The organism is Bacillus pfraonensis (genome assembly GCF_050768835.1).
In the GTDB taxonomy this organism is placed as follows: Bacteria; Bacillota; Bacilli; order Bacillales; family Bacillaceae_G; genus Bacillus_A; species Bacillus_A pfraonensis.
Genome location: NZ_JAHCDO010000022.1, coordinates 45,841 through 70,970 on the forward strand (window position 1 = coordinate 45,841; position 25,130 = coordinate 70,970).

The window sequence follows — 25,130 nt, forward strand, 5'->3', positions numbered from 1 at the left end:
TCTCTTTTCTCCCTCTACTCTAATGAGCTGCAAATTTCGATGTAATTCCCATCTGGATCAGACACATAAGCGATCGTCTGCCCCCATGGTTTCGTGATTGGCTCCACCAATACTTTTACACCTTGTTCTCTTAATCCCGAAATTGTTTCATTAACATCATCTACAACAAATCCAATTTCAAAATGAGAGGATTCTAGTGCACCATTTGGAATGGACAATCCCGTTAACTCTCGTACATCCTCTCTACTATTCATTGCTAAAATTGTTGCCCCGGTATCAAATTCAATGTATGTACCATGTTCCCCTTTTATTGGCAAGCGTAAAAGCTCCTTATAAAATCGAAGACATTCTTCATACCGGTCTACATATAAAATGACATATTTCATTTTTAAGTTCATTGTAATCCCCCTTTCAAATTCTCTTTTAAAAATTCGACAAAGGATATAGAAAACCTTGTTTACGGTATTCATAATTGCAAACAAAAAAGAAGGCCGATTTCTCGGCCTCAAACATATTGGCATAAAACAGGAGATTGGTTTGGACATAACCAGCTCATACATTGATTATATTTTATTTTTTCTGAATTTTAAATATAACAATTGATGATTTATATTGAGAAACTTTTTGGAATAAATAGTTAAAAACAACTACTTTTACATCAATACCTTTTACTTTTGAATAAATTTCTTCCTATAAAGAAATGCTACAAATGGAGGTGTATACATATGGAACCAATGCTTTGCCCAAACTGTAAAACCAATCGCACTCGCTTTAATATTCTTGAGCAACAAGTCAAACCAGTCAAACTAAATCCACAAACTGGTCAAATTGAAGAAGAATATACAAATGAAACTATGGATGCTTTTCATATGGCATATCAAGGACCTACATATCGCGTGCAATGTGCTGTATGTGGTCTTGTGGAGAATCCTGAACAGTTTATTAAACTTGCGCAAAATCGATCATTTTAACTTTAGGAAACTCGATTCATCCTTTATAGTCCAAAAGGTAACATAAAATACTTCATTACCTTTTGGATTATTTATCAATTACTCACTTTTAACTGCTCTGCTCTACTCATCTCTTCATATCGCTTTCTTACCTTCTCTTGCAATTGACTATATGCAACTTCCACTTGTTTTTCTTGTTTCTCAACTAAATCATTTACCCTTTTCTCTATTTCTTCTGCTAATTCTTGGCTAATTTTTTTATCTTTATATAAAGTTGTAACTGTGTGTTTCATAGCAATCTGAACACTACAACTCTTTTTGAAACCAATAAAAAAACGCCACTTGTTTTCCAAGTAACGTTTTTTCATTCTCCATATCTTCTTAAAACTCACTGTAAAATTACTTTCCCCTTTAATACAAATAATCGAACAAGTACAAGTAAATCTACTATGATATGTAGTAGCATGGATGGATAAATGGATCCAATGGTCACATACAATCAGTGAAATGAAACTGTACTTTGTTTTGAAACCGCGTCGTTCACAAAACTTCGTTTTTTAATTCTCGTACCTTCCAAAATAACCTTATTAATACATATACATCTATACACCCGCAAAGTCCTAGAATAAGTTTTATCCAAATAGGACTATTGACCGAAGGCCCTAAGTAATTCAAATACATACCTGGTATCATAATGGCAAAGATAAGTGCAAAAAATCTCATTAAATCCATCAATTTTTCAATCTTCGTTTCTTTTTCAGAATAAATATCGGGTAATTCATGATCATCCGTTACTTCTTTAGAAAAATAGTGCCACTTCGTAAAACTTGTTACATGCTTCCAACCAGACATTTCATATATTTCAATGTATTCTTTTTGATTCATTTGTGAGTTTCGATTATCTAATTTGAAATCTGCTTTATAAACAACATCCTTCGGCTCTGTTTTCTTGAATGTGTACATAAAATTGTAGTTTTGGAATGCCCAGCCTTCTTGATGCATTTTTCTTAAATACGCCTCTTCTTTTTCTAGGTTCCACGCTGCAAAAAATTTAAACGTCTTCTTACCTTCCATGTTACATCCCCTCTTCTAAAATATTTCTTCCATTTTGAATAGAACGTTGTAACCGTTTAAATTCAAGTTCTAACACTTCTCTACCAATTGGGGTTAGCACGTAACATTTTTTTCTATCTGTAGACGCTACTTCTACAATCAGTTTTTCTTTCAATAACTTTGTCGTGTTTCCATATAACGTACCAGGCCCAAGCTTTACTTCCCCATTCGTCATTTCTTCCACCATCTGCATAATCCCATAACCATGCATAGGCTTTACCAATGACAACAAAATATAATACGTTGCCTCTGTCAATGGAATATATTTTTGTGCTTTCACACTCATTATAACTACCTCCAATACATCGGTGTATGATATATCGACTTACGATACATCGTATATCGATATTGTATATCCTATTCCAAATAAATACAACTGAAAACGAAGTGATTTTTAGAAATTTTATATTTATTCTATACAAAAATATTATTATATTAATTTTCAGAAAAATTTGTTAAAATATAACAAATGTAATTTCCTATTTTTTGAAAGGATGATACCTATGATACATACATTAAAAGAAAATATAAGCTCTGTTTTTGTTGGGAAAGAAAATGTGGTTGATTTGCTCCTTGTTTCATTACTTGCAGATGGTCACGTGCTGCTTGAGGATGTACCTGGAACAGGAAAGACATTACTAGCGAAGACAATTGCCAAAAGTATTGGCGGCGGATTTTCTCGGGTTCAATTCACCCCTGATGTGCTTCCAAGTGACGTAACCGGAATTGAATATTTTAATCCGAAAACGAGTGAATTCGAACTAAGATTCGGACCAGTTATGACAAATATATTACTAGCAGATGAAATAAACCGTGCTATGCCTAGAACACAATCTAGTTTATTAGAAGCAATGGAAGAGCGCCAAGTAACACTCGAAAAGCAGTCCACACCTCTTCCTAAACCATTCTTTGTCATTGCGACGCAAAATCCAATTGAATCACAAGGAACTTTCCCTCTTCCAGATGCACAACTCGATCGTTTTTTAATGACCATTTCAATTGGCTATCCTTCTTTAGAAGATGAACTAAAAATGATGCGCCGTTTTCGAAATAACAAACCTTTAGATAACATGCGTTCTGTTATCACTTTAGAAGAAATTTTACAAGTACAACAAAAAGTAAAAGAAATACACGTATCCGAACCGTTAGAGCTCTATATCATTCAGCTCGCTAACGCTACGCGAAATCATGATTATATCGCCAACGGTGTTAGTCCGCGTGCAACACTTACCTTAGTCAGAGCGATACAAGCATTAGCTTTTTTGCGTGATCGTGAATACTGTACGCCTGAAGATATACAATTTTTACTTCCTTTCGTATGGAAACATCGTCTCATTTTATCAATGGAAGGTGCTCTGCGCACGACAAAACAGAAGTTAATTGAAAGTATTTTAAAGGAAGTAGATGTTCCGGTGGAGATTGAGCAATCATGAATGGTCAGCGCGTAGTAACTGTACCTTTATTTTTTCAAACTCATATTATTCAATTAACTATTCCAGTTGCGTTGCTATTTACGTTTGTTCTACCACAACGATTTTTCATGTTTCTATTTTTCTTTTATTATTTGTTTGCATTTTTTATTTATCGATATGTTACTTATATTGAAAAACAGTTCCAAATTATGAATGACAAGCAAACAACTCGCTTATTTCCAGAAGAGACTGGGCAATTACATATCCGTTTAAAAAATGGTGCGAAATTACCCCTTGTCAATGGTACATGTTATTTTCATTTGAACCCATCCTTACTTCCACATACGGATCAAGGAATTACAAAAATATCGAAAACATTGTTTTCTTTTCCATTTTCTCAACCTGCTCATTCGCAGCAAAATTGGGAGTTATCATTAACAACTACAAAACGAGGCGTGTTTCAAATTGAACAATTTGAATGTGTCCTTGGAGATCCTTTTCAAATTCTCTCTGTACATTTGCCAATTTTAGATAAACTAAAAACGGAAATTATCGTTTACCCTACTCCTAAAAAAGTAGCTGGTTTACAGGAAATTCAGCAATTATTAATGGGATCTTATAAAACAAACTTTTCCTTTTTCCAAGATGAAACATCAATTATTGACGTAAAGCGATACGAACGCGAATCTTTTCGTTCCATCCACTGGAAAGCCTCTGCAAAAATGCAAAGTTTACAAGCGAAGCAATATGAATCTGTTAAAAATTACAACTGGACAATTTGTCTTTCGTTAGCTGCCGAACGTGGATTTGGCTGGAAACATAATATTGAAGAGCTCGTATCTTATACAACATACATTTGTCAATATGCAACAAAACATCAAATTCCGTTTGAATTATTTATTAGCGTTTTAGTCGAAGCTGGTCCTATACATTTACCAGTGAATGAGGGACACATGCATTATGCAAAAGCATTAGAAGAATTGGCACGTATTTCAGATGACAGTACATTACTACCACAACCAGGATTTCTTCACTATATAATGCGGAAAAGAGAACGTTCTTCAACGATGATTTATCTAGGTATTCCAAAGGAAGATTTACCTCTCACAATGCAACCTACGTTTCTCATTCATCATGAAGGGATGGTGGAACCAGTTGAAAATGCGACTACAATACGTGCATGATTTTATTCTCCTTCTACTTCTTTCTTTACTTACGGAAAGAGATGAAATAATAAGTGTAATGATCTTTTTATCAACTAGTTACATAGCATTATTTGCCGTAAAGAAATTTATAAAGAAGAAAAATACAGGATTAGTTGCACTCTTAATCCTTCAAATCATTGGTTGTTCTGTTTTTCTATCGTTTTCTGTTTTAGGTACAATGCTTTTACCGCTGTTCTTTTTTATCGTACATGCAACGGATTTCAGTTCCCCAGTCCAAAAATCGATTGGTGCTATTGTATGGTTTGTCGTTTCAGCGTTATTCTATCCTCCATTTCCTTCGTTATGGAAGTTGATGTTACTAATATTACATATTCTAATAACCTTTTGGCTAACTGGTGCGAATCGAAATCAACAACTCGTACGCTTTATTTTTCTTATTACGATTGGAATCATAAGCGCTTTGCTGATCCCAATATTTCCGTACATTCGTCTCGTTCTATCTTTTATCGTTGAAAAAATCGCTTTAGGGTTTGGATTTGCTTTAAACCCACTGTTCTCAGCAGCTGAATTAACAGATACAGATGATTTTTGGAATAATAAGGGGCAGTTAAATAAGCCACAAATTGAAGAAGGGATTCCACAAGAATTCGATCCGATACTCGTAAATAGTATTACGATTCTCATTACTACTTTCATCGCAGTTTATATCATTTGGAAAGTTTATAAAAAGCGCGATTATTTTAAATTACCTACTATCCCTGTTTTTGAATCTACTTTAATTACAGATAAAGAAGGAACACGCACAAAACAAGTACGATACAATAAACCACCAAAAAATGAAATTCGAAAAGAAATTTTCAAACTAGAAAAGAAATTAAAACCACCTTTAAATAGAAATCGTGGTGAAACAATTGACGCATGGATGGAGCGAATTCAGACCGAGGAAGGTGTTTCTATTGAAGTGGATACAATTATAAAAGCTTACAATACTGTACGATATGCTGATCAGGAGAACACTGAACTTTTCCGTGAATTTAAAGAAGAAGTAAATAAACTTTACGCTGATCAAAAAACATTGAAAAAGAAGAAAAAATAAAACACCCCCCTCGAGGGCTCTATGTTAGAGTAATCGAGGGGGTATTGATTATTTTACTAGTTGTGCATCGTAAACTTTAATATCCAATGGAGCTGTCAAAAATTGATTCGCTTTTTTAACAAAAGAAGTAAAATGTTCACTTGTATTATGGCCAGCCACTGCTTCTGCATCTTGCCAAACTTCTACCATTGTATAAACATTTTCTTTTTCAGTATCTTTATATAAATCATATGATACGTTTCCATTTTCTTCTCTGGAAGCACGAATTAGTGGCCGAATTTCTTCTACAAATGCTTGTTGTTTTGCTGAGTCTACTTGAAATACTGCGTGAATAATGATCATGGTATTTCCCCTCTCGTATCTAAAATTACTTCCACTGAGCAATTTTATCGATTGGAAGACGAACTGACTTGTATCCACTATCAGCTGCTTTTCCAATTGAAATTAACATAACTGGTACATAACGATCTTTTTCTAAACCGAAAGCTTCTGCAATTTTATCTTTTTCAAATCCACCAATTGGACATGTATCATATCCATGTGCACGTGCTGCTAACATAAACTGCATAGATGCAAGACCACCATCAATTAAAACCGTATCTCTCATCACTTCTGGTGAAACCATAGAGAAATAAGCAGAAAGCTTTTGCATTTGATCTTCTTTCACTTCTGCTGGCATAAACCCGCGTTCAACGGCTGTTCCATAAATTTCTTCCGCGTTATCAAAGTTTTGCAAATCACCAAATACCGCAATCATAGCTGATGATGTTTCTACTTGAAGTTGATTGAATTTCGCAAGCGGCGCAAGTGTTGCTTTTCCTTCCTCACTATCAATCACAAGAAAACGCCAAGGCTGCATGTTTACTGAAGATGGTGCAAGCGTTGCTTCTGTTAAAATCTCTGTCATTTCTTCTTTACTAATTTTCACGTTTGTATCGTACTTACGAATCGAACGACGTCCTGTTAAAATTTCTGTAAAATCATTTATTTTTGTTACGTTACTCATAGATGTAATCTCCCTTTTCCATTTTATATTTAGACTTCTTGTATATTTGCTTCAATGCGATTTAACATATTTAAAAGGTTATCGCACTCTTCTTCACTTAAACCTTTTAACGCAGTAGCCGCAAAGCGCTCTTTCTCTTCTTGAAAGGCATGAACTTTATTTCGTCCATCTTTCGTAAGAGAAACTAAAGTAATCCTGTTATCATCTGGATTTTTACGTCTTGTAATCATTCCATTTTCCTCAAGCTGCTTTAAATGTCTTGTAACCGCAGCATTATCAATATTCACTTCTTGTTGAAGTGCTTTTTGACTAATTTCATCAACCTCATATAGCTGAAGTATAAGCTCCAGCCTAGATTGACTCATACCTGTACAACCTTCAAACTTCGAACTTACTTCTTTATTAAGAAAGTGTATTTTATATAAAATAATCGCTTCCTTTGAACATGAATTGGTCAATGTACTCCTCCTTTGCAAAGGTATTACACAATTAATTGACATATCAATTATTGATACATCAATTAATATATCTGATTAAAATTTAAAATGCAACCCTTTTGTTTATTTATTTTTTGCTGACATAAAAAAAATAAAACCTCTTTCCTTTTACAAAGAGGTTTTATTCATTCCGCTCAAATTATAAATTTCTCTCTAACAATATTCCCACCTGCTCCGCAACGACACGAGATGGTTCATTTAATTCATTCGTGAAATACGATTCTACGATTCCTACAATCGCTACTCCTAAAAATTGAATAATGACATCTTTATTTAACCCTTGATTTTTTCCTTCGTTTACATTTACTTCATCTTTTAACTCTTTGATGACAAACTCAAGGAACCGACTACGAAAATAAGGCGCTCCCTTACTTTTTAACAGTGTGGAGAAAAATGAATAATTGTTTTCAAGGTATTCAAACCAGATTACATTTGCATCTATAAAATCTAAATCCGATGACCATGCACAGATTTTTTCTAGCTCGTTAATATGTTCTTCAGTGAACTTATCTAGTAAATCGTATTTATCCAAGTAATGAGAGTAGAAAGTTCTACGACCAATATTTGCCCTATCGGTAATATCTTGTATCGTAATTTGATCGAAATTCTTCTCAGACATTAGTTCAACAAAAGCATTTTTTATTGCTTCTTTCGTTTTAACTATTCGTCTATCTATAGCCAATGTACATCACCAAGCTTTCTAAAAATAACTTAATCAACTATCACAAATCATATTCATTTGATTATTACAAACATTTTTTTGGAGGTAAACTATATAGCTCCCAAAAACAATATAAAGCCGTCTCCCTATATACAAAACTGGGAAACGGCCTCATCTTTCTTACCTATTACAGATTTTCACCAAAGAAGGCTTTTAACTTAACTACAGCTGGTGTTACATATTCTAATTTATCATACATATCAATATGAGTTGCTCCCTCAATCCAGAACAATTCTTTTGGTCCATTCGATAACGCGTAAAATTCTTCACTATAGTTACGTGTATCAGCCTCAGTTCCTACGATCAATAACATCGGTTGAGTTAAATAGTTACTTATATTGCTTGTTGCTGAAAATTCCATAATTTTGTCAACACTACTAAACAAAAATCGATTTGGAGAATTTGGGTGCTGACATCTAGGTGTTCTATAGTAGTCATAAGCTTCGCGCATAAGCACAGGTGTATTTTCATTTATTTCTTCAAGTGTATCAGGTGCCCAAGTCAGTAACATCGCTTCTGTACCCTTCGCTTCTGCAGTACGCTGCTTAGCAACAGCCTCAAGTGTTTGCAATTGTGTTGCAAGGTCACCCTGCCCGCGGTACATCGCACCGATATCAACCGCACTAACAGTCGCTACTGCTTTAATACGACGTTCCGTTTGAGTTGCAGCTACTGCGTAACCACCACCCGCACAAATACCAAGTGCGCCAATCTTTTCTTCATTAACAAACGGAAGAGTCGTCAAATAATCCACTGCACAGCGCACATCTTCTACTCTCGCAGCCGGGTCTTCAAGTAAACGTGGTTCACCACCACTCTCTCCCTGATAAGACGCATCAAATGCTAATGCAACAAAGCCATTGCTAGCAAGATTCTGTGCATATAAACCTGCAGTCTGTTCTTTTACTCCTCCACCAGGATGAACGGTAACAACCGCAGGATATTTTTTATTTTCATCAAATCCTTCTGGCAAATAAAGATTCCCTGCCATACTAATATTATTATTTTTAAATGTGATTGATTTTTTCATGTTATTTCTCCTTTTTAAGTGTTTTTAATGCACATACGAGTAATAAGTAACTCGTGTGTTTAATTATAAACGGAGATAGATTATCATCAATAACCAGATTACTTCTATTCGTGTATTAGTGCACAAATCGTTTTAATCTGTGTCATTATGTTTAAAATTTCATGGGGAAATAAAATAGAGGATCACGTTGAAACAAAAAATCACTTATCAACAGATAAGCGATTTTTTCGTTAAATAAGATGAATGTATGTAGCTCTTTTGGAAAATCTTAAGTATAGCGACAGTGCGCTTGCATTCATACAGCAAATTACACGTTATGAACTACTGCTGGCAGTGGCTGCTGCGGAGGAAGCGGTAATTGCTGCAATCATAGCTGCCTGCTGCGCCTGTATAAGAACCTCTATCATTGTTTGCAAGCCTGTATTGGCAGCTTGGCTTTCTGCACCTTTCTGACTTACGAATAGCTGAATCGCAATCAGAATACTTACATCCGTATGCCAGCGGAATAGCTTATCACCTTGCAATTTCTCAATAAATGCCTGAACAGAACGGACTTCTTTCTCTCCATCTTCAAGCAAAGCTATTAGTCCAATTGCCGGATAATGCATCTGTTTCACTTTTACTTTTTCTTGCTTTAACGAATTCCATATGTTTATGTATCGCACTCCTAAAATATCTTCACTGACATCCTTATTTAGAGAAAGAATATGACTCAAAAATTGAAGATCATTCCCTTTGCGCATGCCAGCTGCCGCCAGCTTCTGATAAAGATGTTCCACTCGGTCCATAAGCGTTTCTACTTTCTCTTGTTGCCCTGCTAACAAAACAGCGAGCGGATAATCATTTTGTCCTGTAAGAAAGAAATGATCCTCTTTCATGCGTTTATATACTTGCATGGACCGCTGAATACGTGTGTCATACTGCACCGTTTCTTCTTGTAAAAGCGCAGCTGCTGCCAGATAAGTGAATATACTTCGGCTAAATCCACCATCAACTAATCGTTCATATAAGTCTAGAAACTTCCGAAACGCTTCTTTGTAATGTGGAAAGTGAATATCTAATGTTGCCGCAACCACAAAGCGATGATAAGACTTTAAGTATGAAAACATTCCTACCTGATCTTTAATATAACTACTAATCTCTAAAAATCGTCCAAGATGAAACGGTTTATCGCTGCCTGCATACATAGCGGCAATCATCATCCCTGTCCGAGAATCACTCGTTTTCCACTTTAGTTCCCCTTTTAGCTGTGCATATATGTGTGTGTACTGCTCCAGCTTCTGTTGTAATGTAATCATAGTGACCCCCTCGTTTTTCTTCTACTTATCTTCTATTATACTATAATTCCATATTTAGGAATACTGTTTTGATACAGACTTAGTGAAGTCCCAATTCCCATCTTCCTATCTATACTTATTCATTCTTAATAATATGTTCCATATGAACCGGCAAATCACGCACTTTATCTTTTAGGAAATCCGGTTTCAAGTTATATTCACTTACATGCTCTAAAGGTACCCATTGAAATACATACCTTCTGCCGTCTTCTTCAAGAACAAAAGTATCCTCTCCCTTTGCAGGGAGCTTCAGCAACGCTACTTCATAATAAAAACTAATTTCATGGAATTGGTGCGAATCATATGTAAAGAAATTTTCAGCTGTCCATAGCAGCCTTTTCACATCCACATCTACCCCAAGTTCTTCTCTAAGTTCCCTCTTCACCGCCGCTTCACTACTTTCTAGCATCTGCACTCGTCCTCCTGGTACATACCAGAAATCTTCCCCTTCATCTTGAATCATTAACATTTTATTATTCTGTTTACATACTGCACCGACTCGATAGTTAAAACACGTTTTTTCTGATTTGAATGTTAGATCCATTGTTATATATCCCCCTTAAATGATTTGAAATTTAACTACTAAAATATTTTACTTGCAAATTTTGTTTATAAGCAATTATGATACAAAGCAAGCCATTAAGCGCTAAAAAGGTAACCACTCCAATTAATAAGTAGGCTAAATCTGGAGAAAATATATAAATCGCATGCCATGGCGAATCCGTACTATAAATTAATATCGGGATTGTAGCAAGAGATAGCACGAAAAAAATAAGACCGGAAATGTACCATATACTTCTTTTACGAATTTTTTTTGATTTCATCTTTACAAACAGGTAAATAAGCATTATAAAAAGCAAGCATATTACCCCAATTATAACGAGTTGAGCAATAGGAGTATTGGAAGGTATATCAACTAGTTCATCTCCATTTATTATATTTATAATGCCTTGCTTCAAATAGGAAAGCGCCTCTTCTTCCAGAATATGATTTTTATTGGTGAGGATCACACCACCCCAACCCGTTTCCGGTATAAAAAACATTTCTGCATGTGAATCAGTAGTCGAACCAGAATGCCATATCATTTTCTTCTCAGAATCTGGATTTGTAATTCTTATCCCTAATCCGTAGTAACGGGTTTCACCCGTTTGAACATGCGGTGATACATAAAGATTCATCGTGTTTTCAGTTAAAAAATCGGCATTCTCTTGTCCACTAAGGAATTTTATATATTGAACCATATCTTCCGCACTTGCTGTTATGTATCCATATGGTGCACCGCCATTATCATATGTTATCGAACTTTTCCGAGGAATTCCAAACCATGACTGATAGCCAGCTAAATATCCTTTTTTATACGCCGAATCATTGTCAGCTGCCGCACTTCTCATACCTAATGGTAAAAAAACTTCCTTCTTCATGTACTCAGAATACGCTTGCTTTGTAACTTCTTCAATAAGAGCACCAAGAATTAAGAAATTTGCATTACTATATTGATGCTTTTCTCCAGGTCGAGCGGTAAGTACAACGTTTGATAGACTTTCCACATTGTTTTTAATAGCATTAACATCTTTAGATTCTTTATCTGATATTGATAAACCAGAATACGTACTGATCCCACTTGAATGAGTAAGTAAATGCTTAATTGTTATTTTCGATGCTGCTTCTTTATCTTTCAGTGTAAACCATGGGATGTGTTTTTGAACTGGATCTTCTAGGTGAACGGTACCTTCTTCCATTAATTTCATTATAGCTAAACCTGTTAATGATTTACTTATCGAGCCTATTGTAAAAGGAGTTTCAGTAGTTACTTTTTCCTCAGTTTCTCCCGTTACACCCCATGCTTTCGAATAAAACAAATTATTTTCATGAACAATAGCAATCGCGGCGCCTGGAATTCGATGTTCTTTAAAAAAAGTTTCTACATAGTTGTCTATCGTATTCTTAATATCTTTTTCCGCGGAGACTTTCGAGACTGGTAGAAATAAATCAAATACGTTCCATAATAAGCATATAAAAATGATCATGAATTTTAGTATTTTCATATTAAATTTCACCTGCTTATATTTACTTTTCGTATATAAAGCACTACCAGCATGGAAATTAGTGCAGAAATTAAAATGCTAGTAATCATTAACAGAGAATTCCACCAAGAATTATCTGCTATGTGATACAAAATATTATAGTTAAACGAGTTATTAGTATGTAGTGGGTTAAATGATTCTGTTAAAAACATAGAAAGTAAGAGTTGTGACGTGAGGTAGGTAACGATTGAAGTAACGAATCCAATCACAAATAAAATTCCAATTTTATTTTTTGATTTTTGTATCTGTTTTATTTCAGAATGAAGATCTATTTCATTCATTTCTAAAAAATCTTTAATAAATGTTGTTGTATCTCCTAAATCATTGATACTATTTTGGCCGTGTTCACGGCATTCTTGTATATGCTCTAAAAGTTGTTGTTTCAAAATCTTTCTGTTTTTTGAACTTACCTTGTATTGTTTTAATTCTTCAAGAACTTCATTTAAAAATTGTTCTTCTTCCATATTCAATTTCATGTTCATTCGAAATGTTCTCCTTTCAAACCACTTTGCAGTAGGGATTTTATATCCTGTTGTAACTCCAACCACTCGTTGATTTTTTTCTGAAGATGCATTTCCCCTTTTCCATTGATTTCATAATAAACTCTAACCTTACCACTTTCTGTCATTTCACGGTAAGTATGAACCCATTCTTGGTCTTTAAGCTTAGTCAAAATCGGATAAATGCTTCCTACTCCTTTCAGTTTTAAATTGTGTTTTTCTAACTCCTTCATAATTTCATATCCATAACTTTTTTCCTTTGACAAAATAGATAACACACACATCTCTAAATGACCTTTAATTAAACTTGTTCTATCCATAGGATAAATTTAACAAAAATATATACTTCATTCAAGTATATATTTAGCATTTTTTAACTTTTCTTGAAATATCGTTAAAATAAAGTTTGATAAAAATGAAGTCCCTTCCCCCCTACTTCTCCTGAATTTTAAGATGGTCTTACTGCCCGCGAATAGCGGGATAACATTTCAACTTAAGGGCATGAGGTCATCGCCATCAAGCTCATTCTTTCTAATGTCCCCAAAATTCTTGCCCAGTCACTCTTTTTGTATCATTCATACGTTAGTAAAAAAGGGGGTAATCCTTATAGTAGCTTTCCTACAATTAATTAGACCCTCCGCATTTAGAGCTATAAAAGCAGTTAACCAGAATATACTTACAGCACAATTTCAACAAATTACGTATGAAACGAAACAATTTGATTTAAAAGATGAGTATAATATATCCGATTCGACCTTTGTTCCTACAAGAAAGGGAGTATATACTATTACTGCAGGTGCAGCATTTCTTGCTAAGTTTCCTTTTGATGTTCCCCGTACTATAACAATGTTAATACGTGTAAATGATATCGATGTTGTTAAAGAAGATCACTATTTTATACCAAAATTAGCTGGACGATCCCATGCCGTAAGAGTAAGTACGATTTTACAATTAAAGAAAATGGATAAAGTTCAAGCATGGACAATGATTAGTGGAGGAAACATGACTATTTTGAATAACGAAGGAACACATTTTGAAGCAGCTAGATTTTCATCTCCATAAGATTGCATCAATGTATTCACAATTAAAGAAGAGCAACTTTTTTATTCTTCTTTATAAAAAGAAAAAAGAGCTTTTTTTAAAGCTCTTTTTCCTATCTAACTATTGAATTCGAAGTGCTAAAATATCTCCACAATCTAAAACAATTATAGTTCCTGCTTCTGTTGTATTATCTACAAAAGTTGCACAAAAATTTTCCATATTGAAATTAACAAAAGTTACGTCTTCGATTGTATTTCCACTTAGGAAAATATCTACTTCTGTACCTAATGGTAAAGTTGCTAACTGTTCGCATACGCATTTATCATGATTATGATTCATTTATAAACACCTCCTTATAGAGAATTCACTCTATTATATGTTCAGATACAAGAATAGCTTGTTTACTAGTCTATATTTTAAAAGAGTAGTGTTTTACTATCATATACAAGATTTCATACAAAAAAAATCGCGAAGATCTTTGGAATCCTCGCTATAACAACAATGTATGAAATTCTATATATCAGAATACAAAAATTATTATCCACTAATAAATTCTCCTCTGTTGAATACATATCCTCATCACAATTTCTCTTTCTGAAACCAAGCCTCTAACAATTCCTGCTCTCTTTCCCTTGAGATACCTGCTTTTCGTTCTATATCCCCTCTCGATTTCTCCCATTGATACACATCATAAATAGTATCTTCAATAGGTCTAAAAGACAGACCAGCGTTAACTGCTTTTTCTATACTAACGAAAAAAACACCTTTCCATGGTTCTGTTTCCCCCTCTAACGGGAAAGTTTCAGGTATCCATAAAGGCATCTCCGTCCATGGCTGTGCTTTATTTTCCAGTAGAAATCGTTCTTCTACCCATACAAATTCAGCATTACTGTTTGTTACTACTTTACAAGTATTTAATAATTCTTCTATTGTTAATTCATCACTCGGCCCTATTACATTAAATGTGCCTACTTTTCTCTTTTCTGCCATATCGAACGCCCAAGTTGCCACATCTCTTACATCAATTAATTGAACAGGACGATCTGAACGCCCCGGCACCATTACCTTTCCACCTTGTGCTACACGCCCAACCCAGTACGGGAGCCGATCTGAATAGTCAAATGATCCAACGAGAAGCCCTGCTCTTACATGCAAAACACGCCCTGGCCAATGTTTTTCTGCTTCTTCTTCGCATAACACTTTCAACGCGCCATAATACTCGTAAGGAGATATCTCTCCCGCCTCAATCGCTTTCAACTTATCACTAGGTGGCAGAGGTTGTACATCATAATCTTCCTTAATATGAAGTGGAATCCAATCTTTATAAGTAGAGATACTGGATATGAAAGTATAATGTTCAATGTTGTCTCCAAGTACAGCAGCAACTTTTTTCATTTGATGCGGAGCAAATCCACATGTATCCATTACAACATCCCACTTCCGATTTTTTAAGATTGATACATCACTATCCCTATTGCCGATTAGCTGCTCCACCTCAGGAAATACATCTTTATTCGTACCACGATTAAACAAAGTAACCTCATGCCCTCTTTTCAGCGCTTCTTCTACCATAGCTCTTCCTAAAAAACGAGTACCTCCTAATATTAGGACTTTCATACATTTCCCCCTTCCATTTTCATAACCTATTAATTTAGTATTCATTTTAAATAACGATTTTCCTACTTAAAAGGTTACGGAAGATGATGAAAAAATTAATAAATGATGTTGCTTTTGTTCAAAATAGTATGGCACTTTTTGGATGACAACATTATCTTTAAATTTTCACTTTATTTCCACAACCTTTTAACCTCCACCAATTCCTGACCATGAAATTCCATTCTATATATATCTGGTTTTGATGTATGTAGTAAAAAATTCAAATCGTACTGAATGTCATAATACCCCAGCATCAAAGTCATAACAGCTCCATGAGTGCCTAATACTACTTTCTGTCCTCGATAAGTGTTCAATAATTCTTTTAAAACTCTTATAGCCCGCCCTTGACAGGCTGCATTAGATTCTCCTCCCATTAAAGCAAAATTGGGATTAGAAAATGATCTTTTTAATAAAGGCATTAACTCCTTATCGGATATTCGCTTATCCCCAGCAGAAAAAACTCGCTCTTTTAAATCTTCAAATACGACAACATCTTGCCCTAAACGTTTTGCTAATCCCTGAATCGTTAGGATGGACCGATTGTATGGGCTTGAAACAAAGACCTCAATGCCCTCTCTTTGTAATATGTCAGTGATTCGATAAGCATCTAATTTTCCTTTTTCAGTTAACCCTCTTGTTCTTTCATTTCCTTCTGTTTTTGGTGATTCACCATGTCTCACCATGTAAATGAATGTTTTCATCCGTCTCTCCCTTTACATCTTTTACTGTTATCTACACCCTCTTCACAAACAAAACCCTACTCCCTCCATCACCATCATAATTTGTATGTATAAACACTCCATCTACTTCTTCATCACCTTTTTCAATTTCAAATCCAATTTCTTGATGGAATTGAATAGACCTTTTATTTACGGGTGATGTTACAGCTTTTACAATATGACGATGATTCACGCGTACCGCATCAAAAAAATAAGAATAGAGCGCAGAAGCAATTCCCTTTCTTCTATGCTTCGGATTTACCCCAATGAAATGAACATATGCCTCATCTTTATATGTTTGTGATAAGAACCCACATAAAAATCCTAATATCTCACCATCCTCTTCAATGATAAAACTCGTTTCCCGAAAATGAACGAAGAAAAGTTTCGGTAACATATCCGCCATATTTCTCCCGCCCCACCATTCATTAAGCACGGAATGGATTGCTACATAATCTTCCCCGTGTATGTTCCTAACTTTCATTTGTTCTCCCTCTCATTCTATTATTTTCTATACATAGAACCATAACATCCTAATGAAAAGTAACATTTTATAGTATTTGCTACTTATCGTATCACTTCCTTCTATCTTCAAATTTTGACATAAAAATCATTTTTATATAAAATATTCATAATAGTTAGAAAAAATAAATCAAAAAGAGGTGAATGTATGCAACAACAAAGTTCAGTCCAAAGAAAAGCACTTATAGCTAGTTTAATAGGTAGTTCTATCGAATGGTTTGATTTCTTCTTGTATGGGACTGCTGCCGCACTTGTATTTAACAAATTATTTTTTGTAAACGAAGATCCTCTTGTTGCACTTATGCTTTCTTATCTTTCTTTTGGTATTCCATTTTTTATTCGTCCACTTGGAGGGATTATCTTTAGTCATATCGGTGACAAAATTGGAAGAAAAAAGACACTTGTGTTAACACTCTCTCTTATGGGAGGCGCGACAGTATGTATCGGTTTACTTCCCTCCTATGAAAGTATTGGTATACTCGCTCCTATTCTTTTAATATTGCTACGAATTATTCAAGGACTAGGAATTGGCGGCGAATGGGGCGGTGCATTATTACTAGCTGTAGAATATGCACCAAAGGAAAGAAAAGGATTTTTTGGTAGCATTCCTCAAACAGGTGTTACAATTGGAATGTTACTTGGAACTGTGGCAATCTCTTTCATGACAATGATTTCTGGTGATAGTTTTGTGACGTGGGGATGGCGAGTTCCGTTTATTCTTAGTGCGGTACTCGTATTCATAGGATTATGGATTCGAAATGGATTAGATGAAACACCTGATTTCAAAAAGGCAAAAGAAAACGGAAATATTTCCAAACTACCTATTGCTGATACTTTGCGTCATCATTGGAAATCAGTACTTATCGCGACCGGCGCAAAGGTAGCGGAAACAGGTCCTTTCTATATTTTCTCGACATTCATTGTTTTCTATGGTACATCGCAGCTGAAATTACCAAATACAACTGTCCTAAACGCAGTTACAATCGCTATGCTCATTACAACTATTATGATTCCGATTATGGGAAAACTTTCAGATTCAATTGGAAGAAAGAAAATGTACATATGGGGTACCGTTGCAATTCTCTTATATGCATTTCCCTATTTCTTACTACTAAACCAAGGAACAACTTTCTCGATCATTATCGCAACTGTTATCGGTTTAGGCATTTTATGGGCACCGGTAACAGCTGTATTAGGTACATTATTCTCTGAAATTTTCTCTACTCAAGTACGCTATACTGGCGTTACGTTAGGTTATCAATTAGGCGCTGCACTAGCTGGTGGGACAGCACCAATGATTGCTGCTTATTTAATGAATGTATATAACAATTCTTGGATTCCAGTAGCTTTATATATTGTACTCACTTGCTGCATCTCTTTAATTGCGATCGCTGCAGTTTCAACGAAGCAAATTGCAGAGAATGTACAAAATCAAGATATTCAAGCCTAGTCCATCGGGGGATTCCCATCTCCCCCTTTTCTATTAAAAAGGAGGATGATCTACATGATTCATATTACAGAAGAAATGGTAAAAGACATTTATAAAATGAAAGATTGCTTGCAAGACGTAGAAAAAGCATTCCAGTATTATATGAATAATGAGATTACAACACCTGTAAGGCTGAATATCCAGCACTCTCAAGAAGAGGCAAATTCCCTTTATATGCCCTCTTATGTAGCTCCAATCGAATTTGCATCTACGAAAATCGTTAGTATCTTCCCTCAAAATACGCAAAAAGGAAAAAAAGCACTACAGAGCTTAATCGTTTTAACAGAAACAAACACCGGTGATCATGTTGCAACAATTGAAGCATCTTATTTAACGACGCTTCGAACAGGAGCAATGAGCGGTATTGCGACAGAACATTTCGCTCGGCAAGATGCTAGTGTTTGCGCTGTCATTGGCTGCGGCGCTCAAGCACTCGGACAAATACAAGCTGTAATGGAAGTTCGTTTCCTAACACGCATTCTTCTCGTCAATCGTACAATACAAAAAGCATTTGAATTTAAAAACCAATTACGCTCCTTATATCCAAATTGGAGTGGATCCATTGAAATTATGGAATCAGCTGACGATGCGGTTGCAATGGCTGATATCATCATTTGCAGTACCACTTCCACTACTCCTGTATTTGATGGTACACACCTTAAACCTGGTACTCATATTAATGGAATTGGTTCGTATCAACCTCATATGCAAGAACTTGATTTCATTACACTACAGCGCAGCGAGAAAATTATTGTAGATACACTAGAAGGTGTGCAGCATGAAGCTGGAGATTTCCTAATTGCGAGTGAGCAAAACAAATGGGATTTTTCAAATATATATAGTGAGCTTGGGGATATTATTTTAGGTCATAAACAAGGGCGAGCAAATCCTGATGAAATTACTTTATTTAAATCTGTTGGGGTTGCCTTTTTAGATACAGTAGTGGCTGGTTCGATCTATCAAAAATATACAGAAAAGTTACCGGTCGAATGGGAATGAAATAAAACGAATAAAAACCGCCAATAATTGGCGGTTTTCTCATACACTGTTATATCTCTAACTCCGCTATAACCGGTCATGGTTTGTTTGCGTTATTCATGATTTGTGTCCTCCTATTAATATAAGACACTCCCAAATAACACCTCTTACACATTCATTGTTTTTCGGTGGGAAATTTATTCCCTCACTTCATTTTCTCATAAATTTTAATCACCGTTTCTACTAACACAATAAATACCCAAATCGCGCAAAAAATTAAAATGGATTGAAATATGGAACCTAGTACAATAAAGCCCACTGCCCCAGATCCTTCGACAGATATAGATGTTTGAAATTCATGACTAGGTCCATTTATAAGAGAAGCGGTATATACAGAAGCTAAAATTGAAACGACTAAATAAATAACGCTCATCACTTTTAATATTTTTATAGAAAGATAGGAAGGTTTTTCTTGTGGCATTTCAAATCCCCCATTCTCTACCCCTTTTTGCAAGCAATCTTCACATAAAAATTCATCTTGAATTGCTTTTCCCCCATGCATTGTGCCAGTTATCTCTTTACAGCGCGAACACTTTCGATTAATCATAATTGTTACCTCCCCTATGTATGCCATTTATACTTACTATATTCGCTTTTTTGACTATACCCCCTTTTCAATTTGAATTTTTTTACAATCATATTCGAAATTATATATTGTGAAAGGAGAAATTTTTATATGAGTCTAAAGCCCTCCTTTGGTTATAAAAAGGAGAACCAACACTATATATTGCGTCCCAGTTGCTATGTTGTTATCTTTAATGAGCATTATACGGAAATAGCAATTATTAAAAAAGGAACAAAGTATTTCTTGCCAGGGGGCGGTATGGAAAATGACGAAACACAGGAAACGTGCTTGCACCGTGAACTATTAGAGGAACTAGGCTGGCGGATAGAGATTAAGCAATATATCGGCAATGCTGAACGATATTTTTATGCTGAAAAAGAAGATATATATTATTTAAATGACGGTTATTTCTATCTTTGCAAGCAGATAGATGAACAGACTGATAGAATGGAGCAAGATCATATGTTACATTGGCTCTCCCCTTCCGAAGCACAACATCTACTGATACACGAACATCAACAATGGGCTGTGAAGCAAGTTTTAGCATTACAAAAATAAGATGAGCTCCTTCCTAAGAAAGAGCTCATCTTAACATTAACTCACTTTTTTCAAATTGAGAGCCGGCTTTTTTACCGCTCCTTTTTTCACAACATATAAACCGATAAAGATAACGAACCCGCCGACTAATTGCATCATATTCATTCTTTCCCCAATTGTTACTGCAGCGACAATAACTGCAAATAGTGGTACGAGATACATATAGACCATTACTTTTGTAGAACCAATTTTGCTGATGCCGACGTACCACATTGCCAGCCCAAAGACTGTCGCAAAAACAATGGAATAACCTAATGATCCCCAGCTTAGCATATCTGCTGGCCATGTTAATGCGTTTATATTAAATAAACAATATATAACAAGTGGCACAATGCCAATTAATGTAGACCAAGATGTTATGCGCATCGCTGAATATTTTGTGATAAGCGGCTGTGCAAGTATTGGATACCAGCCCCACGCAATGGCAGCGACTAATCCAATTCCATTTCCTAACCAAGCATACTCATATGTAGATTGATTCGTATGCCCTGTCAATAATACAAGCGCTGCTCCGCTAAACGATAATAAAGAGCCGATCTGAATTTTCATCGAAAAGCGCTCTTGTTTGTGTAATACTGCTAAAATCCCTGTGAAAATTGGTGACATTGCGATTAACAAAGACGCATTTGTTGCTGATGTATATTTTACAGATAACATAAATAACGTTTGATATAACGTTGTTCCAACAATTCCAACGGCTACTAATCTAAGCCAATCTTTTCTTTCAATACGTAACGATCGTTCTAAAATAAATGTAATCAATAATAATACCGGAGATGCCACTAAAAATCGTAAGCTATTAAATTGAATGGATGACATATACGCCACGCCATATTTTCCAATTGTGTAATTTGCTCCCCATATTAAAGCAACTGATATTAGGAGCCATTCCATTTGCCATCGTTTCATCCGAATCTCCCCTTCCACTACTTTAGCATAGTAAAATTGGCTGGATACTGCACCGTCCAATTGGCTGTTTTTTCACCCAGCCAATTTGCTATAATGAAAACAGCTAAAACTTGAAGGAGTCGTTTTATATGGAATGGCAGTTAGATACAGAAAGTAAAATCCCAATATACCAACAAGTTGTCGACTATATCGAAAGACGAATTATGTACGGAGAGCTTCCTCCTGGTAGTTTCTTGCCGTCAGAACGAAAACTAGCAATCCAGCTAAATGTGAACCGTAGCACTGTAACAACTGCTTATAATGAACTACGCGCTATGGGAATTGTGGAAAGTACAACTGGAAGAGGCACACGTGTCAGCACACATATGTGGGGTGTTTCACCAACATTCACGCCCAACTGGAGAGGTTTCGTAGATGGTGGAACTTTTTTACCGAATTTACCACTACTTCGTCATATTCGAGAGCAAGTCCAGCAAAATGAAAATATAATTGATTTCGCAAATGGAGAACTTGGTTGTAACTTGTTCCCCCATGAGCAGTTGCAAGAAATTTTACATAAACAACCTTTAACACAATCACTTAGCTATGATCATCCGCAAGGCTATCTTCCATTAAGACAAGCCGCAGCGAAATATATGAAAGATTACCTAAAAATTGAGGCGACCGAACAGTCGATTATGATTACTTCTGGGGCACAACAAGCACTTCATCTTATCGTTCAATGCTTATTAAATCCAGGTGATGCAGTTGCGTTTGAAAGTCCGTCACATTGTTACTCTTTACCCCTCTTCCAGTCAGCAGGTATTCGAATTTTTCCGTTGCCTGTTGATGAGAATGGAATTAACCCGGAAGATGTACATGAACTATACCGAAAGCACCGGATTAAAATGATTTTTTTAAATCCGAATTTCCAAAACCCAACCGGTACGATGCTTCATCCGAACCGGAGAAAGAAGCTGCTCTCTCTCTGCGCAGACTTACGTATTCCGATCGTAGAAGATGATCCTTCCAGCTTATTAACATTGGAAAATAAACAACCTTGCCCTACTTTGAAGTCGATTGATGAGAACGGAACTGTCATTTATGTTCATTCATTATCGAAAATGATTGCTCCAGGTCTTCGGATTGGTTGGCTTGTCGCTCCGCAGTCAGTAGTGGAAAGATTATCAGATGCACGGCATCAAATGGAATTAGGAATGAGTATTTTTCCTCAGTGGCTCATGCAGCAATTTTTTGAGACTGTTCCTTTTGATACGCATATGAAGCAATTACGGGGACAGCTCGTACAAAAAAGAGATATACTTATCGATTCCTTAAACTACTATCTTCAAGATAAAATTTCTTTTTTAAACCCGAATGGCGGGATTTACATATGGGGAAAATTAAAGGAACCTATTAATGAAAAACAGCTTATTATGCAAAGTCTAAAACAGCAAGTAGCCTTCATGCCTGGCAGTATTTTCGGGGCAAAAGATGGTTACATTCGGTTATCGTATGGGAAAGTAGATATGAATCAAATAGATGATGGGATTTCTCGTTTGCATGCAGCTATAACAGCTTGTCTACAATCAAGTGATGTTGAGTTGAATTGAACTACCCCCACCTACCTCTACAAGAGCTTGAGGTGGGGGATTCCCCTGTCTCTGTCCTCACAAAAACAGTTCCTCTCGTTCAACAAAGAGGATACAACGATATAGAGTTCGGTAGTGTCTGTATGTAAGACGACCTATTTTATCTTCCGACGAAAGGCAAACAAAATAGGTACAACTACTTTTTCTTATATCGAGGCTAGAACACTTTGTCATGCATCCAGTTCCTAGACTTGTTATCTGCTCTGGTAATAAGCGTAAAAATCTGGGACAAAGTGCTCTGTTTCTTTATGCAAACAATTTCTCTAGTTTTTTCTTTTCATTTTCAAACAAGTGTAACTGTTCGATTTGTAAAGCTTCTGTCGGTTGATCTACATCGTATAGCTGATAGAAATGATGTATGCGAATATCCAATTGATTGTTTAATTGATGCCAATGACTCCAGTGATGTGCGTCTTTCTTTGGAATATAAGGCTGAAGCACCCGAGGTACTTTTTCTTTATATCCTAATCCCCGGCGACCAATTGTAAAGGCCGCGGATTGATGAATAGAAATCCCGCTTACACTTCAATTTCATCTTTCCTGAAATTGAAGTGTAAGCGGGATTCACTTGAAAGACAGCCACGCCCCTTTTATCTGCACGATTCAAAATTGCGTTTGTCATCTTCGCATACGCGAACATACTCTTCATTCGATTTGCTCGCTTACTTCCATAGCAGTCCCCTGTTTTCGTTTGGGTTGTATCTAACTTCTCGATGACAACCGGCTTGTTATATCGCTCCGCTAAGTCCACTAAGCGAATCGCTTCCACTTCGATGATTTTTGTGATTTGTCCTGTAGATTTCCCCATAATAGAAAAACGAAGGGAACCACTTCCTTTATAATTTCCATCCTTCGTTACATTTGCCCAAGCAACATGCTCAAGATTACAATCTACACCGATGACACCATCTGATATGCTATAATTCGTGTGTGGATTTTCCGGTACATCGACTAAACACTTCACAATATAATAGGAACCATAGTCTTCCACAGACCATGCGATCGGTTTGCCATACTTTTTCTTATTCTTACACTGTAATTGGGTTGTGATTACTTCTTCAATGGCTTCTTGTCCATATGGGAACGTAACAGCTGGAAACATAAGTGTTTTCCCAGAACTTGTCGTCATCCACAATTCTTTTGTCTCAGGCACATACTGAAATACAAAATTGCCATGTTTAGAATCTTTCCGGCCAGATAGGATCAGTTGTTTATTTCGAGCACGAGAAAATAATGTTTTCCATTTGTCATGGTTACGTACAAACTCGCGGATGGTAAATTGCGAGCGAAACAGTTTTTTACTTCCAAATACTGCGCTTGGAATATGCGTTTGATCAGATGAAAGTTTTTGGGTTAAACGAGATTGTCTGTGGGTGAGATGACCAATTTTCGCCTGAATTCTTTTGATTTGCACATCTAAGTATTGGTGTTCAAACAAATATTCATTTAGCCAAATTAAGGTGTCTTTTTTACGGGATAAGGAGATGAGGTTGTTGTGCTTCGCAAAGCGGGTATTTTTCGGAAACGTCAGCGTTCCTTTCACACAACTTTGTTTGATTTTGCGAAGATTTGTTAGTTTTGTCCGTTCTTGTTTCAACTTTTTCTTGAGCTTCTTAAGCTTCTCTTGCGTTTGCTTCTCATATAGTTTTTGTAACGCCATTAAACCTGTAAACAACGCCTTTGCTTCTTGCGCCGCACTGTTTGCATAATAATCATTCAATTGATATTTCCGCTTGAGAACAAGATGAAGACTGTCTGGATACAACTTACGGTTCCAACGTTTTTCACGAACAATCGTTTGAAACGCAAAGCGTTTTGCCTGATTAAATGTTTCGATTGTCTCTGTCAATACACCTACCATTTCATACGATAGATCTATCTTGTAGATTCGTTTCGAAAAATACGCTTTCTTCACCTGTTCTCACCTCTTTTTATTTGATAAGATCATTATACACCAAACCGAACCCTTGTTCCACAAAAAAAGAGACGTTTTCTTTAAAAAGAAAAAAACGATTCATCCCCCACCTTCACTTCGTTTAGAGGAGGGAGTC

29 protein-coding genes and 1 pseudogene are annotated in these 25,130 nt (G+C 35.8%); 9 read left to right on the forward strand and 21 right to left on the reverse strand.

The genetic code is table 11. The annotated features are described in order from the left end of the window. Positions 1-14: 14 nt before the first annotated feature. On the reverse strand, positions 15-398 hold the full coding sequence (locus tag KFD70_RS20475) for a VOC family protein (protein WP_336451356.1): 384 nt from the start codon (positions 396-398) through the stop codon (positions 15-17). 327 nt (positions 399-725) lie between these two features. On the opposite strand from KFD70_RS20475, the gene KFD70_RS20480 reads away from it, so the two are divergent. Continuing rightward, positions 726-971 carry a DNA alkylation repair protein gene (locus KFD70_RS20480; RefSeq protein WP_336451357.1) on the forward strand — a complete coding sequence of 82 codons (246 nt, stop codon included), beginning with the start codon at positions 726-728 and terminating at the stop codon, positions 969-971. 74 nt (positions 972-1,045) lie between these two features. Here the strand turns inward: KFD70_RS20480 and KFD70_RS20485 are convergent, their stop codons facing one another. The 3 genes from KFD70_RS20485 to KFD70_RS20495 all read right to left on the reverse strand — a co-directional run bounded on the left by KFD70_RS20485 (position 1,046) and on the right by KFD70_RS20495 (position 2,349). Further along, entirely contained in the window at positions 1,046-1,318 is a 273-nt protein-coding gene (locus KFD70_RS20485; protein WP_336451358.1) for a hypothetical protein, read from the reverse strand. Between the two features lie 172 nt (positions 1,319-1,490). Continuing rightward, positions 1,491-2,024 carry a DUF2812 domain-containing protein gene (locus KFD70_RS20490; RefSeq protein ID WP_336451359.1) on the reverse strand — a complete coding sequence of 178 codons (534 nt, stop codon included), beginning with the start codon at positions 2,022-2,024 and terminating at the stop codon, positions 1,491-1,493. A gap of 1 nt (position 2,025) precedes the next feature. Beyond that, positions 2,026-2,349 (reverse strand): PadR family transcriptional regulator, encoded by a 324-nt coding sequence (locus KFD70_RS20495; RefSeq protein WP_336451360.1) that lies wholly within the window; start codon positions 2,347-2,349, stop codon positions 2,026-2,028. A gap of 217 nt (positions 2,350-2,566) precedes the next feature. On the opposite strand from KFD70_RS20495, the gene KFD70_RS20500 reads away from it, so the two are divergent. The 3 genes from KFD70_RS20500 to KFD70_RS20510 are packed head-to-tail and all read left to right on the forward strand — an operon-like array spanning position 2,567 to position 5,737. Continuing rightward, positions 2,567-3,496, forward strand: coding sequence for an AAA family ATPase (locus tag KFD70_RS20500; RefSeq protein ID WP_336451361.1), 930 nt, complete (start codon positions 2,567-2,569; stop codon positions 3,494-3,496). Next, entirely contained in the window at positions 3,493-4,659 is a 1,167-nt protein-coding gene (locus KFD70_RS20505; protein ID WP_336451362.1) for a DUF58 domain-containing protein, read from the forward strand. The genes KFD70_RS20500 and KFD70_RS20505 overlap by 4 nt, the downstream gene beginning before the upstream one ends. Further along, on the forward strand, positions 4,637-5,737 hold the full coding sequence (locus tag KFD70_RS20510; RefSeq protein WP_420792335.1) for a DUF4018 domain-containing protein: 1,101 nt from the start codon (positions 4,637-4,639) through the stop codon (positions 5,735-5,737). Before KFD70_RS20505 ends, KFD70_RS20510 begins: the two co-directional genes overlap by 23 nt. Positions 5,738-5,785: 48 nt before the next feature. Here the strand turns inward: KFD70_RS20510 and KFD70_RS20515 are convergent, their stop codons facing one another. The 10 genes from KFD70_RS20515 to KFD70_RS20560 form a co-directional block, all read right to left on the reverse strand. After that, the gene (locus KFD70_RS20515; protein WP_336451364.1) at positions 5,786-6,079 is read right to left on the reverse strand and encodes a putative quinol monooxygenase; all 294 of its coding nucleotides are present in this window, start codon (positions 6,077-6,079) and stop codon (positions 5,786-5,788) included. 25 nt (positions 6,080-6,104) lie between these two features. After that, the gene (locus KFD70_RS20520) at positions 6,105-6,743 is read right to left on the reverse strand and encodes a nitroreductase family protein (RefSeq protein ID WP_336451365.1); all 639 of its coding nucleotides are present in this window, start codon (positions 6,741-6,743) and stop codon (positions 6,105-6,107) included. 29 nt (positions 6,744-6,772) lie between these two features. Continuing rightward, positions 6,773-7,201, reverse strand: a complete 429-nt coding sequence (locus KFD70_RS20525) for a MarR family winged helix-turn-helix transcriptional regulator (protein WP_336451366.1) — start codon at positions 7,199-7,201, stop codon at positions 6,773-6,775. A 178-nt stretch (positions 7,202-7,379) separates the two neighbouring features. Beyond that, entirely contained in the window at positions 7,380-7,922 is a 543-nt protein-coding gene (locus tag KFD70_RS20530; protein ID WP_336451367.1) for a TetR/AcrR family transcriptional regulator, read from the reverse strand. A gap of 166 nt (positions 7,923-8,088) precedes the next feature. Then, on the reverse strand, positions 8,089-8,991 hold the full coding sequence (locus tag KFD70_RS20535) for an alpha/beta hydrolase (protein WP_336451368.1): 903 nt from the start codon (positions 8,989-8,991) through the stop codon (positions 8,089-8,091). A gap of 314 nt (positions 8,992-9,305) precedes the next feature. Next, the gene (locus tag KFD70_RS20540) at positions 9,306-10,289 is read right to left on the reverse strand and encodes a DUF4003 domain-containing protein (RefSeq protein ID WP_336451369.1); all 984 of its coding nucleotides are present in this window, start codon (positions 10,287-10,289) and stop codon (positions 9,306-9,308) included. A 115-nt stretch (positions 10,290-10,404) separates the two neighbouring features. Continuing rightward, complete coding sequence (locus KFD70_RS20545) at positions 10,405-10,872, reverse strand: NUDIX hydrolase (RefSeq protein WP_336451370.1); 468 nt, start codon at positions 10,870-10,872, stop codon at positions 10,405-10,407. Positions 10,873-10,903: 31 nt separating this feature from the next. Then, a complete protein-coding gene (locus KFD70_RS20550; protein WP_336451371.1) occupies positions 10,904-12,373 on the reverse strand; it encodes a serine hydrolase domain-containing protein in 1,470 nt (489 codons plus the stop codon). 8 nt (positions 12,374-12,381) lie between these two features. Continuing rightward, positions 12,382-12,894 carry a hypothetical protein gene (locus tag KFD70_RS20555; protein ID WP_336451372.1) on the reverse strand — a complete coding sequence of 171 codons (513 nt, stop codon included), beginning with the start codon at positions 12,892-12,894 and terminating at the stop codon, positions 12,382-12,384. After that, positions 12,891-13,232 carry a PadR family transcriptional regulator gene (locus tag KFD70_RS20560; protein ID WP_336451373.1) on the reverse strand — a complete coding sequence of 114 codons (342 nt, stop codon included), beginning with the start codon at positions 13,230-13,232 and terminating at the stop codon, positions 12,891-12,893. The genes KFD70_RS20555 and KFD70_RS20560 overlap by 4 nt, the downstream gene beginning before the upstream one ends. A 214-nt stretch (positions 13,233-13,446) precedes the next feature. On the opposite strand from KFD70_RS20560, the gene KFD70_RS20565 reads away from it, so the two are divergent. Further along, a complete protein-coding gene (locus tag KFD70_RS20565) occupies positions 13,447-13,974 on the forward strand; it encodes a hypothetical protein (protein ID WP_431613309.1) in 528 nt (175 codons plus the stop codon). A gap of 99 nt (positions 13,975-14,073) precedes the next feature. Here the strand turns inward: KFD70_RS20565 and KFD70_RS20570 are convergent, their stop codons facing one another. The 4 genes from KFD70_RS20570 to KFD70_RS20585 all read right to left on the reverse strand — a co-directional run bounded on the left by KFD70_RS20570 (position 14,074) and on the right by KFD70_RS20585 (position 16,812). Continuing rightward, positions 14,074-14,292 carry a penicillin-binding protein gene (locus KFD70_RS20570; protein WP_336451375.1) on the reverse strand — a complete coding sequence of 73 codons (219 nt, stop codon included), beginning with the start codon at positions 14,290-14,292 and terminating at the stop codon, positions 14,074-14,076. A 240-nt stretch (positions 14,293-14,532) separates the two neighbouring features. Then, positions 14,533-15,570: an NAD-dependent epimerase/dehydratase family protein gene (locus tag KFD70_RS20575; protein WP_336451376.1), complete on the reverse strand. Its 1,038-nt coding sequence runs from the start codon at positions 15,568-15,570 to the stop codon at positions 14,533-14,535. A 170-nt stretch (positions 15,571-15,740) separates the two neighbouring features. Continuing rightward, entirely contained in the window at positions 15,741-16,310 is a 570-nt protein-coding gene (locus KFD70_RS20580; protein WP_336451377.1) for a histidine phosphatase family protein, read from the reverse strand. A 31-nt stretch (positions 16,311-16,341) separates the two neighbouring features. Next, a complete protein-coding gene (locus tag KFD70_RS20585; RefSeq protein WP_336451378.1) occupies positions 16,342-16,812 on the reverse strand; it encodes a GNAT family N-acetyltransferase in 471 nt (156 codons plus the stop codon). Between the two features lie 186 nt (positions 16,813-16,998). On the opposite strand from KFD70_RS20585, the gene KFD70_RS20590 reads away from it, so the two are divergent. Together KFD70_RS20590 and KFD70_RS20595 are read left to right on the forward strand one after the other, a co-directional pair. Further along, positions 16,999-18,300: an MFS transporter gene (locus tag KFD70_RS20590; RefSeq protein WP_336451379.1), complete on the forward strand. Its 1,302-nt coding sequence runs from the start codon at positions 16,999-17,001 to the stop codon at positions 18,298-18,300. A gap of 54 nt (positions 18,301-18,354) precedes the next feature. Further along, on the forward strand, positions 18,355-19,338 hold the full coding sequence (locus tag KFD70_RS20595; RefSeq protein ID WP_336451380.1) for an ornithine cyclodeaminase family protein: 984 nt from the start codon (positions 18,355-18,357) through the stop codon (positions 19,336-19,338). A gap of 184 nt (positions 19,339-19,522) precedes the next feature. Here the strand turns inward: KFD70_RS20595 and KFD70_RS20600 are convergent, their stop codons facing one another. Next, positions 19,523-19,924: a DUF3980 domain-containing protein gene (locus tag KFD70_RS20600; RefSeq protein ID WP_336451381.1), complete on the reverse strand. Its 402-nt coding sequence runs from the start codon at positions 19,922-19,924 to the stop codon at positions 19,523-19,525. A gap of 129 nt (positions 19,925-20,053) precedes the next feature. On the opposite strand from KFD70_RS20600, the gene KFD70_RS20605 reads away from it, so the two are divergent. Then, positions 20,054-20,500, forward strand: a complete 447-nt coding sequence (locus KFD70_RS20605; protein WP_336451382.1) for an NUDIX hydrolase — start codon at positions 20,054-20,056, stop codon at positions 20,498-20,500. Between the two features lie 36 nt (positions 20,501-20,536). Here the strand turns inward: KFD70_RS20605 and KFD70_RS20610 are convergent, their stop codons facing one another. After that, entirely contained in the window at positions 20,537-21,448 is a 912-nt protein-coding gene (locus KFD70_RS20610) for a DMT family transporter (RefSeq protein ID WP_336451383.1), read from the reverse strand. Between the two features lie 128 nt (positions 21,449-21,576). Here KFD70_RS20610 and pdxR point away from each other — a divergent pair, with 128 nt between their 5' ends. Next, complete coding sequence (gene pdxR / locus KFD70_RS20615; RefSeq protein WP_336451384.1) at positions 21,577-23,040, forward strand: MocR-like pyridoxine biosynthesis transcription factor PdxR; 1,464 nt, start codon at positions 21,577-21,579, stop codon at positions 23,038-23,040. Between the two features lie 285 nt (positions 23,041-23,325). On the opposite strand, the pseudogene KFD70_RS20620 reads toward pdxR, so the two are convergent. Further along, a pseudogene (locus KFD70_RS20620) lies at positions 23,326-24,994 on the reverse strand (IS200/IS605 family accessory protein TnpB-related protein). Between the last annotated feature and the right edge of the window lie 136 nt (positions 24,995-25,130).

Excerpts from the sequence above, each read along its gene's own strand:
- KFD70_RS20545 (WP_336451370.1), bottom strand. The coding sequence starts at position 10,872 with ATGGATCTAACATTCAAATCAGAAAAAACGTGTTTTAACTATCGAGTC.
- KFD70_RS20550 (WP_336451371.1), bottom strand. The coding sequence starts at position 12,373 with ATGAAAATACTAAAATTCATGATCATTTTTATATGCTTATTATGGAAC.
- KFD70_RS20585 (WP_336451378.1), bottom strand. The coding sequence starts at position 16,812 with ATGAAAGTTAGGAACATACACGGGGAAGATTATGTAGCAATCCATTCC.
- KFD70_RS20570 (WP_336451375.1), bottom strand. The coding sequence starts at position 14,292 with ATGAATCATAATCATGATAAATGCGTATGCGAACAGTTAGCAACTTTA.
- KFD70_RS20515 (WP_336451364.1), bottom strand. The coding sequence starts at position 6,079 with ATGATCATTATTCACGCAGTATTTCAAGTAGACTCAGCAAAACAACAA.
- KFD70_RS20590 (WP_336451379.1), top strand. The coding sequence starts at position 16,999 with ATGCAACAACAAAGTTCAGTCCAAAGAAAAGCACTTATAGCTAGTTTA.
- KFD70_RS20490 (WP_336451359.1), bottom strand. The coding sequence starts at position 2,024 with ATGGAAGGTAAGAAGACGTTTAAATTTTTTGCAGCGTGGAACCTAGAA.
- KFD70_RS20600 (WP_336451381.1), bottom strand. The coding sequence starts at position 19,924 with ATGATTAATCGAAAGTGTTCGCGCTGTAAAGAGATAACTGGCACAATG.
- KFD70_RS20565 (WP_431613309.1), top strand. The coding sequence starts at position 13,447 with ATGTCCCCAAAATTCTTGCCCAGTCACTCTTTTTGTATCATTCATACG.
- KFD70_RS20540 (WP_336451369.1), bottom strand. The coding sequence starts at position 10,289 with ATGATTACATTACAACAGAAGCTGGAGCAGTACACACACATATATGCA.
- KFD70_RS20485 (WP_336451358.1), bottom strand. The coding sequence starts at position 1,318 with ATGAAAAAACGTTACTTGGAAAACAAGTGGCGTTTTTTTATTGGTTTC.
- KFD70_RS20505 (WP_336451362.1), top strand. The coding sequence starts at position 3,493 with ATGAATGGTCAGCGCGTAGTAACTGTACCTTTATTTTTTCAAACTCAT.
- KFD70_RS20595 (WP_336451380.1), top strand. The coding sequence starts at position 18,355 with ATGATTCATATTACAGAAGAAATGGTAAAAGACATTTATAAAATGAAA.
- KFD70_RS20520 (WP_336451365.1), bottom strand. The coding sequence starts at position 6,743 with ATGAGTAACGTAACAAAAATAAATGATTTTACAGAAATTTTAACAGGA.
- KFD70_RS20580 (WP_336451377.1), bottom strand. The coding sequence starts at position 16,310 with ATGAAAACATTCATTTACATGGTGAGACATGGTGAATCACCAAAAACA.
- pdxR (WP_336451384.1), top strand. The coding sequence starts at position 21,577 with ATGGAATGGCAGTTAGATACAGAAAGTAAAATCCCAATATACCAACAA.
- KFD70_RS20475 (WP_336451356.1), bottom strand. The coding sequence starts at position 398 with ATGAACTTAAAAATGAAATATGTCATTTTATATGTAGACCGGTATGAA.
- KFD70_RS20480 (WP_336451357.1), top strand. The coding sequence starts at position 726 with ATGGAACCAATGCTTTGCCCAAACTGTAAAACCAATCGCACTCGCTTT.
- KFD70_RS20535 (WP_336451368.1), bottom strand. The coding sequence starts at position 8,991 with ATGAAAAAATCAATCACATTTAAAAATAATAATATTAGTATGGCAGGG.
- KFD70_RS20605 (WP_336451382.1), top strand. The coding sequence starts at position 20,054 with ATGAGTCTAAAGCCCTCCTTTGGTTATAAAAAGGAGAACCAACACTAT.
- KFD70_RS20500 (WP_336451361.1), top strand. The coding sequence starts at position 2,567 with ATGATACATACATTAAAAGAAAATATAAGCTCTGTTTTTGTTGGGAAA.
- KFD70_RS20495 (WP_336451360.1), bottom strand. The coding sequence starts at position 2,349 with ATGAGTGTGAAAGCACAAAAATATATTCCATTGACAGAGGCAACGTAT.
- KFD70_RS20555 (WP_336451372.1), bottom strand. The coding sequence starts at position 12,894 with ATGAACATGAAATTGAATATGGAAGAAGAACAATTTTTAAATGAAGTT.
- KFD70_RS20510 (WP_420792335.1), top strand. The coding sequence starts at position 4,637 with ATGCGACTACAATACGTGCATGATTTTATTCTCCTTCTACTTCTTTCT.
- KFD70_RS20575 (WP_336451376.1), bottom strand. The coding sequence starts at position 15,570 with ATGAAAGTCCTAATATTAGGAGGTACTCGTTTTTTAGGAAGAGCTATG.
- KFD70_RS20610 (WP_336451383.1), bottom strand. The coding sequence starts at position 21,448 with ATGAAACGATGGCAAATGGAATGGCTCCTAATATCAGTTGCTTTAATA.
- KFD70_RS20560 (WP_336451373.1), bottom strand. The coding sequence starts at position 13,232 with ATGGATAGAACAAGTTTAATTAAAGGTCATTTAGAGATGTGTGTGTTA.